This is a genomic window from Collinsella sp. AF38-3AC (assembly GCF_003474365.1).
In the GTDB taxonomy this organism is placed as follows: Bacteria; Actinomycetota; Coriobacteriia; order Coriobacteriales; family Coriobacteriaceae; genus Collinsella.
In genome coordinates, this window is record NZ_QROM01000032.1 from 1 (window position 1) to 4,190 (window position 4,190).

A 4,190-nucleotide genomic window follows, 5' to 3' on the forward strand; every position below is an offset into this window, starting at 1 on the left:
TCACCAAGCACAACCTCAAGTACCGCCGCTACTACCACCAGTTCGACTACTAATTCCATTTGGGGGAAACTGTAATGAGGCAATACATCTTCGCCAGCCACGCGCATTTTGCGACCGGCATTAAAGAGAGCACCGAGCTGCTCTCGGGCGCGCGCGATAACGTTCACGATCTATCGATGTTTGTCGACGGTCGCACCGACGTCGCCGAGGAGGCCGCAAAGCTGCTGGCGACCATCGACCCTGCCGATGACGTGATCGTGTGCACCGACCTGTTTGGCGGTAGCGTCAACAACGAGTTCACCAAGATCGTTCAGACGCGTCCCAACACCTACCTTGTCGCCAACATGAACCTGCCGCTGCTGATCCAGCTACTGTTCTCGGACCAGGAGGCTCCCGCCGATCAGGTTATCCGCGAGATAATCGCGGCTGACGACACGCGCGTCAAGTTTGTCAACGATCTGCTGACCGATGCGGATGACGAGGAAGAGTTCTAGTCTCCGCCTGCTATTAATGGGGCCGGGTTTCCGGCATGAGACCTTTGGGGGTCAATCATGATTCAACTGCTTCGCGTCGACCATCGTCTGCTTCATGGCCAGGTGGCCGTCTCTTGGGTCCAGGGCCTGGGCTCCGACTGCATCTTCTGCGTCGGCGACAAGGTTGCCAACGATCCCGTTTGGAAGACCACGCTCAAGATGGGCAAGCCGGCCAACGCCAAGCTCGTCATCAAGGACATGGAACACGCCATCGAGGCAATTAACTCTGGTGTCACTGATAAGTACAAGATGATCATCTGCGTCGCCAGCATCGCCGAGGCCAAGCAGCTTGCCGACGGCTGCCCGCAGATTACCTCGATCAACCTGGGCAACACCAAGTCCAAGGACGAACAGCGTCCCGACGCCCGCCAGGTTTCGCGTCAGGTCTTTGTGACCGCCGCCGAGGAAGAGGAAATCCGCGAGCTCGTCGGTCGTGGTGTCGAGGTCGAGATTCGCGCTCTGGCCGATGACCCCAAGGTCGACGCTATGAGTGTCCTGTAACTTGGGACCACGGGGCGGCGCGCATGGTGCTGCCCTATCCGTGGAGTAGCGGATAAACGCTTTACCCGGTAGTCCACCTACCGTTCACCGGAAGTACCTGCCCGTTGAGCGATTGGTATTAAATAGTTTCTGCATGACTATATAATTGGTATGAAATCATTTGTACCGGTTTAGGTGTTAACAGCACGCCGGTACAAGCTGGATCTGCCTAGGCGATTGTCGGCATGGAAAAGGGCGCGCTGACAAGTCGGGAATCGCCGACCGGATCCAAGAGGGATCAAAAGGAGGAACAATGCTTGTTCAAGCGATCCTCATCGGACTTATCGCTGCTTTCGGTAAGCTCGATTATCAGCTCGGTACGCTCTATGCGTTCCGCCCGATCGTTCTGTGCCCGCTCGTCGGCATAGTCCTCGGGGACCTGCAGTCCGGCCTCGCCATCGGCGCGAGCCTCGAGCTGCTCTTCATGGGTTCTATTGCCATCGGCGCTTACGTGCCACCTGATGAGACGATTGGCGGCGTGCTCGCCTGCGCCTTCGCTATTCAGCTGGGCCAGAGCACTGAGGCCGCTATCGCGCTCGCGATGCCCATCGCCACCCTGTGCCTGGCCATCAAGAACGTCATCAACGCCGGTATGCCCCTTCTGGTCGACCGCGCCGACGTCTTTGCCAGCAAGGGTAACCTCAAGGGTATCTACGCTATGCACTGGGTTATCGGTCTTGTGATTGTTGCCCTGGCCTTCTTCCTGTGCTCCGTCTCCTTCTATCTTGGCGCTGACGCCGTTCAGGGTCTGCTCGACTTCATCCCGACGTTTGTCCTTGATGGCTTTGGCGTTGCAGCCAACATCCTGCCTGCCATGGGCTTCGCAATGCTCGGTCGTCTGGTGCTTACCAAGCAGCTCGTGCCGTTCTACTTCCTGGGCTTCCTGATGTGCTCCTATGCCAACGTGCCCGTCCTCGGTGTCGCTCTGATCGCAATCATCATCGGCATCAACAAGTTCGACCTGCTGGGCCTTGGTGGCGCCCAGCCCCAGCTTTCTGTGGAAGGGGATGAGGACGATGACTTCTAATTCCGAGAACCAGATTACTCGCTCCGACCTCATTAAGAGCTCTCTGAGTACCGGCGCTCTGGGCATGGAGTTCTCCTGGACCTACTACAAGCAGATGAACATTGCCTTCTGCCTGATGGTCGCCAACATGCTCAAGAAGATCTATGCCGGCCGTCCCGACGATTACGCCGAGGCCCTGCACCGTCACAGCGCATTCTTCAACATCACCCCGCAGCTCGCTCCCTTCGTGGGCGGCATCGCGATGGCCATGGAAGAGAAGGTCGCTCGCGGCGAGGTTGAGCCCGAGAGCGTCAACGACATCAAGGCCGCCCTCATGGGCCCGCTTTCCGGTCTGGGTGACTCCTTCTTCCTGTCCACCCTGCGCGTTGTTGCCGCTGCCGTGGGCATCAGCCTGTGCCAGGCCGGCAACGCCTTTGGCCCCATCGCCTTCCTGCTCATCTATAACATCCCGGCGTTCCTGATTCGTATCTTTGGCGCTATCAAGGGTTATGAACTGGGCATTGGCTTCCTCAACGAGGCTCAGAAGACCGGTCTGATGCAAAAGATCATGGCCTGCGTCGGCATCGTCGGCGTCATGGTGGTCGGCGCCATGAGCAAGGACATGTTCTGGGCTTCGCTGCCCGTCGCCATCGGTCAGGGCGACTCCGCCCAGACCCTCCAGGACATCCTGGACGGCATCATGCCCGGCATGCTCGGCATGGCCGCCTTCTGGATTTACTACTGGCTGCTCTCCAAGAAGATCAACCCGATGGTCCTGATTCTCTGCACCATGGTCATCGGCATCATCGGTGCCTTCTTTGGCGTGCTTGCCTAATATGTTTAAATCGCGCTTCCATCGCGTCTAACGGTTGCGTCGATCTTTGGGGGCTTGTCGCATGTGCGGCAGCCCCCTGTTTTTTAAAAGCCCGTATGAAAGGGGAGGACTATGGCCGTACCCGAGCTTTCGCTCATGAACATCAACCATCGTTACTACAGCATCGAGACGTTCTTTAAGGCTGCAGGCGAGGCGGGTTATCGCAATATCGAGCTGTGGACTGGCTCGATGCACCTGTATGTGGATTGCCACGAGCACGATTCGGTGGATAAGATTCGCGATCTTGCTGCCCAGTACGGCATCAAGATCGTGTGCGTGTGCCCCGAGCAGAACAACCCCAAGCCGTGGAATGTCGCGGTGCGTGGTGAGGCGGGCCAAAAGCGCATACTCTCGTACTTTAAGAATGTCATTGACGTTGCCGTTGAGCTGGGTGCGCCGCAGATTCTGGTGACGAGTGGTTGGGCCTATCTGGACGAGCCGGCTGAGGACGCCTGGGCCCGCAGCGTTGCCATGCTGCGTTCGGTATGCGACTATGCCGATACGCGCGGCATTCGCGTTGCGCTCGAGGCGCTGCAGCCGTCGGAGTCCGTGCTGGTCAACACCGCGCAGGACGTCGCGCGCATCCTCGAGGCGGTCGATCGTCCCAACCTGAAGGCTTGTATCGACTTTGGCGCCATGGAAGTTGCCGGCGACACAATCGACGGCTACTTTGAGGTCTTGGGCGACAAGATCGTCCACACCCACTTTGTGGATGTCGGCGGCGGCACGACGCATCTTGCCTGGGGCGACGGCGAGCGCGATATGCGTGCCGACCTCGAGGCGCTCATGCGCCACGGCTATACGGGCTATGCCTCGGCCGAGACGTGTGACGGCCGCTACTATCAGGATCCGTCTAAGGCGACAACTCAGGTTATCGATATGTATCGTCGTGTGATAGCAGAGATGGAAGCCGAATAACCGAACTGCGCGGTTGCGCCGGAAACACTAGGGCGGGTTTGGCGCAACGTAGTTTTAGGTGGCGAGTTGCGGAGTGTTCGTTGCAGTGCTGCTCGAATTAGACAACTAATGGCGTTGTAATACCACTCGGGCGAGGAAACCGACCGTTCGCCGTAAATCTCCGTGAGTTTAGATTGGTATTAAATAATGAGCAATCGTATGGCTATAATTGGTATCAGCAAGAAGCGCGATGTATAGAATCGCGCACATGTGATGGGAGGACACACATGAAGGAGACCGAGAAGATCGAGATCATGCACTTCGACCAGGAGGGCTACCT

The 4,190-nt window shown here is 57.8% G+C and carries 5 protein-coding genes; all 5 read left to right on the forward strand.

Annotated features, from left to right (window positions below):
* The first annotated feature begins 74 nt into the window (after positions 1–74).
* Positions 75–494 carry a PTS sugar transporter subunit IIA gene (locus tag DW029_RS10965; RefSeq protein WP_117636068.1) on the forward strand — a complete coding sequence of 140 codons (420 nt, stop codon included), beginning with the start codon at positions 75–77 and terminating at the stop codon, positions 492–494.
* A gap of 57 nt (positions 495–551) precedes the next feature.
* Positions 552–1,034, forward strand: coding sequence for a PTS sugar transporter subunit IIB (locus DW029_RS10970; protein ID WP_117636067.1), 483 nt, complete (start codon positions 552–554; stop codon positions 1,032–1,034).
* A 292-nt stretch (positions 1,035–1,326) separates the two neighbouring features.
* Positions 1,327–2,100 carry a PTS sugar transporter subunit IIC gene (locus tag DW029_RS10975; protein ID WP_117636066.1) on the forward strand — a complete coding sequence of 258 codons (774 nt, stop codon included), beginning with the start codon at positions 1,327–1,329 and terminating at the stop codon, positions 2,098–2,100.
* On the forward strand, positions 2,090–2,914 hold the full coding sequence (locus tag DW029_RS10980; protein ID WP_369831513.1) for a PTS system mannose/fructose/sorbose family transporter subunit IID: 825 nt from the start codon (positions 2,090–2,092) through the stop codon (positions 2,912–2,914). The genes DW029_RS10975 and DW029_RS10980 overlap by 11 nt, the downstream gene beginning before the upstream one ends.
* Positions 2,915–3,025: 111 nt before the next feature.
* Positions 3,026–3,871, forward strand: a complete 846-nt coding sequence (locus tag DW029_RS10985) for a sugar phosphate isomerase/epimerase (protein ID WP_055252639.1) — start codon at positions 3,026–3,028, stop codon at positions 3,869–3,871.
* Positions 3,872–4,190 lie beyond the last annotated feature (319 nt).

Coding starts and splice junctions, on each gene's coding strand:
- DW029_RS10985 (WP_055252639.1), top strand. CDS start 3,026: ATGGCCGTACCCGAGCTTTCGCTCATGAACATCAACCATCGTTACTAC.
- DW029_RS10980 (WP_369831513.1), top strand. CDS start 2,090: ATGACTTCTAATTCCGAGAACCAGATTACTCGCTCCGACCTCATTAAG.
- DW029_RS10975 (WP_117636066.1), top strand. CDS start 1,327: ATGCTTGTTCAAGCGATCCTCATCGGACTTATCGCTGCTTTCGGTAAG.
- DW029_RS10970 (WP_117636067.1), top strand. CDS start 552: ATGATTCAACTGCTTCGCGTCGACCATCGTCTGCTTCATGGCCAGGTG.
- DW029_RS10965 (WP_117636068.1), top strand. CDS start 75: ATGAGGCAATACATCTTCGCCAGCCACGCGCATTTTGCGACCGGCATT.